The organism is Kitasatospora sp. NPDC002227 (assembly GCF_040296285.1).
Lineage (GTDB): Bacteria > Actinomycetota > Actinomycetes > Streptomycetales > Streptomycetaceae > Kitasatospora.
This window is the reverse complement of sequence record NZ_JBEOWY010000116.1, coordinates 1-3695: the sequence shown is the minus strand read 5'-3', so window position 1 is coordinate 3695 and position 3695 is coordinate 1. Positions and strand designations below refer to the sequence as shown.

Annotated in this window: 3 protein-coding genes and 1 pseudogene; all 4 read left to right on the top strand. The window is 66.3% G+C overall.

Annotation, left to right across the window (positions count from 1 at the left end; translation table 11 throughout):
* Nucleotides 1-961 precede the first annotated feature (961 nt).
* The 4 genes and pseudogenes from ABT095_RS38635 to ABT095_RS38620 all read left to right on the top strand — a co-directional run bounded on the left by ABT095_RS38635 (nt 962) and on the right by ABT095_RS38620 (nt 3543).
* Nucleotides 962-1723: a DUF5131 family protein gene (locus ABT095_RS38635; RefSeq protein ID WP_350534318.1), complete on the top strand. Its 762-nt coding sequence runs from the start codon at nt 962-964 to the stop codon at nt 1721-1723.
* An 83-nt stretch (nt 1724-1806) separates the two neighbouring features.
* A complete protein-coding gene (locus ABT095_RS38630; RefSeq protein WP_350534317.1) occupies nt 1807-2910 on the top strand; it encodes a three-Cys-motif partner protein TcmP in 1104 nt (367 codons plus the stop codon).
* Nucleotides 2911-2942: 32 nt separating this feature from the next.
* A complete protein-coding gene (locus ABT095_RS38625) occupies nt 2943-3194 on the top strand; it encodes a hypothetical protein (RefSeq protein WP_350534316.1) in 252 nt (83 codons plus the stop codon).
* Nucleotides 3194-3543 (top strand): annotated as a pseudogene (locus ABT095_RS38620) (DNA-binding protein). The gene ABT095_RS38625 and the pseudogene ABT095_RS38620 overlap by 1 nt, the downstream one beginning before the upstream one ends.
* Nucleotides 3544-3695 lie beyond the last annotated feature (152 nt).

The window sequence follows — 3695 nt, the reverse complement described above, 5'->3', positions numbered from 1 at the left end:
CAACGAGCATGCCTACTCGGAGAGTTACGCGATGGCTGCTTCATGACCAGGGGTTGCACCAAGATCCCTGCTACACCACTCCACGGGACGCCATCGAGGCGCCGTGGAGCGGCGGGGCCGTGACACGGTCGGGCTGACTCGTGGTGTGCTTCTCGTCCGCCGGGGTGAAAACTCAGGCGGACGCCGCCCTGCCGGAAGACCTTGATGCTGGTGGCAGCGAATGTTGGCCTGCCTCACCCGGTTCTTGCAGAGCGTTCCGTCCTTCGTCATGGCACGACACCTATTGACCATTGACAGAGAGTGACCGACTGGGGTCAGATCAGCAACAATCGCGGGCGGCATAGGACTTGATCCGGTCATCGTGCTCGCCGTACGCGGCCAGTGCCTCTCGGGCCCCTCCGAGGAATCCGGAGTTCAGGGGCTCGCGACTATGGTGTGAGCTTGCCCGAATCCGTGCGTCGGGGTGGCGTCTTACAGTCGTGAGCGTAGATATCTCCGTCGACCAACGCAGCTGGGAGGCGGGTCCGGAGTCATGGCTGTCGAGGGCCACGACCCTGCTCTCGGTGATCGTGAGTTCGCAGAGGAGGTCTTGTGGAATGGCGGTGACTTGGTGGTCGGGTATGCGGAGAGCTCCGAGGTGGATGAGCGCACCGCGCGTTGTGCGCGGTGACGTCGGAGTTCCGCTGGTGGGCGCGCTTCGAACGCTCCCCGGACGGGTGGTGAGGTAGGTGAACCCACGGATGGTTCCGCCGGTACTGCCGGCAGCCTGGACCAGGTGTTGCTGGCGGCCCCTGTACCCGAGCCCCGAGGCCACCCCCCGGCGTTCGGCAGACTGTCCCCTCACGCAAGCACGGGCGGGAACGCCGAGACCGTCCCATCAAGTCAGCTTCGGTTCGGCTAGGTTGAGAGGAAGAAGTCGAAGGGCCGCGATCCGCGATGGTGGCCCGGCAGGAGGTCACCGGTGAGCGATCGAAGCGCCATCGAATGGACTGAGGCGACCTGGAACCCCACCACAGGCTGTGACCGCGTTTCCGCTGGTTGCGACAACTGCTATGCGCTCGTTCTGGCGAAGCGGTTGAAGGCCATGGGCGCGGCGAAATACCAGGCGGACGGTGATCCCCGGACGTCCGGCCCCGGGTTCGGCCTGACGGTGCACCCGGAAGCCCTGGACGTGCCCCGGCGGTGGCGGAGTCCGCGGATGGTGTTCGTGAACTCCATGAGCGATCTGTTCCACGCCCGGGTGCCACTGTCCTTCGTGCGGGATGTGTTCCAGGTGATCGCCGAGACGCCGCAGCACACCTACCAGATGCTGACCAAGCGGTCGGTGCGGTTGCGGCGCGTCGCTGACCGGCTGGACTGGCCGGACAACCTCTGGATGGGTGTGTCCGTCGAGAACACCGCACATCTTGCTCGGGTCGACGATCTGCGAGGCGTCCCTGCAGTTGTGCGGTTCCTGTCCCTTGAGCCTCTGCTCGGACCGCTGCCAGGTCTGGAGCTGGACGGAATCGGCTGGGTGATCGCCGGCGGTGAGTCCGGGGCCGGGCATCGGCGGATTGACCCGGACTGGGTGGTCGAGATCCGGGACGCTTGTGCCGCAGCGGGTGTTCCGTTCTTCTTCAAGCAGTGGGGCGGGCGCAATCCCAAGTCTGGCGGCCGTGACCTCCACGGCCAGACCTGGGACGAGATGCCTAAGCGCCGCGAGCTCACCACAGTGATCCCATGAGCCGTGCGCGCCCCCTGGCCCACGCGTGATGATTATGTGATCCTTCCGTTCGGCAGCGACGGCTCACCGCATCGGGGAGACACATGGCCACGGCAACGAGAGTCACCTGGGACCGTGATCCGCACACCGCGGCCAAGCACGCCCTGCTCCGACGCTACCTCCAGGCATGGGCCCCGATCCTCCTGAGCCGCAACAACGTTGTCACTTACGCCGAGGGCTTCGCCGGGCCCGGGATCTACAACGGCGGCGAACCCGGCTCACCCGTCATCGCCTACCAAGTGCTCGCCGGTACCCTCCGGCGGAGCTCGGGCCGAGTCAAGATGGTGCTCGTCGAGAAAGATCCGCGATGCAAGGCCGAACTGGAACAGCGGATCGCAGCAGCGGAAAGCTCAACACCATCCCCTGACGGCCGACTGGACATCCAGATCACTCAAGGCAGCTGCCATCCGGACCTCTTGCAGGAACTCGCCCGCACTGGAAGCCTCCGCCATCCCGCGTTCGTACTGCTGGACGGATTCGGCGGCCCCAAGGTCCCGTTCAGCCTCCTCCGACAGATCGCGTCCGCGCACCCCAAGAACGAGGTGATGGTCACGTTCGGACCTGCCTTCCTCTGGCGGTTCACCGAAGGTGACGAGCGGCATCGTGCGACCGGGGACGCGTTCTTCGGTGGAACGGATTGGCACGGCGTCTTCGAGCAGCCATCCAGTGCCAAAGGCGCATATCTGCGCGACCGCTACCGCGACGCCCTCCACCGCGCCGGGTTCCAGCACACACTCGTCTTCGAGATGCTCGACGAATCGAACCACCTGCTCTACCTGATCTTCGGCACCCGGCACCCGCGAGGCGTCGAGAAAATGAAAGAAGCCATGTGGGTCGTCGACACCACCTCCGGCGTCCGCTACCGCGACCCCAAGGACCCCAACCAGCAGGCCCTCGACCTCAAGCTCGAACCCGACACCAGCCCTCTTCGCCGCATCCTGCTCGACCACCTGCGAACCGCCTCGTCCGGCAGAACAGTCGACCACCTCAAGCAGTACACCCTGCTGGAGACCGTCTACCGCCCGACCCAGGTCATACCGCTCCTCAAGCGCATGCGCGAGGACCAGGAGGTCGACATCTCGCCCGGCCGGATCATCGGCACCAGCCACGTCACTGCCGGCGGCCAAACCGCCCTGTTCAGAACATAGCCGCCATTGCCACCACCAGTAGGATAGGCACCATGAGCGGTAGCAAGAAGTACTCGATCAGCCTGCCCGAGGAGCTCGCCGAGACCGTCCGGGCCCACGTCGGCCCTGGCGGCTTCTCCGCCTACATCGCCGAAGCCCTCGAGCAGCGCGTCGCCATGGACAAGCTCCACGAGATCGTCACCGACTTCGAGACCGACAACGACGAACTCACCCGCGCCGAGATCGAAGCGGCCCGGGCCCTGCTGCGCCACGACCACCGCCAGACCGGCGGTGCGGCCGCCTGATGCCCGGCACCCTGCTCCTGGACAGCGAAGGCCTCTCGAAGCTCTACCTCAAGGACCGCACCGTCATAGCCCTGGTCCAGGCCGCCGCCGAGGAAGGCGTCCGGGTGGCCACCACGCCCGGATCGCCTGGGTCCTCTCCCGCATCGACGTCCACGACGTCACCCGGGAGACCGCCGACCACGCCGCCACCCTGCTCCGCACCCACCACCTCCACGGGCACAAGTACGCCATCGACGCCGTCCTCGCGGCCGTCGCCCGCACAGCGCCCCCGCCGGTCACCGTCCTCACCTCCGACCCCGAAGACCTGGTGCTGCTCTGCGGCCCCGCAGTCGAGGTGATCAAGGTCTGACCCTCTCGGGCGTTCGAGGCCGGATGGCGCGACTACGGCCGTTGTCGAGCAGGGAATTCGGGTGTGTCCAGCGACTGGTGTATCTCGTGTTGTGTGAGTTACCGGCGGCCGACGGAGAGGCGACCGTCGAAGGCGATGTCGAAGGCCTGGAG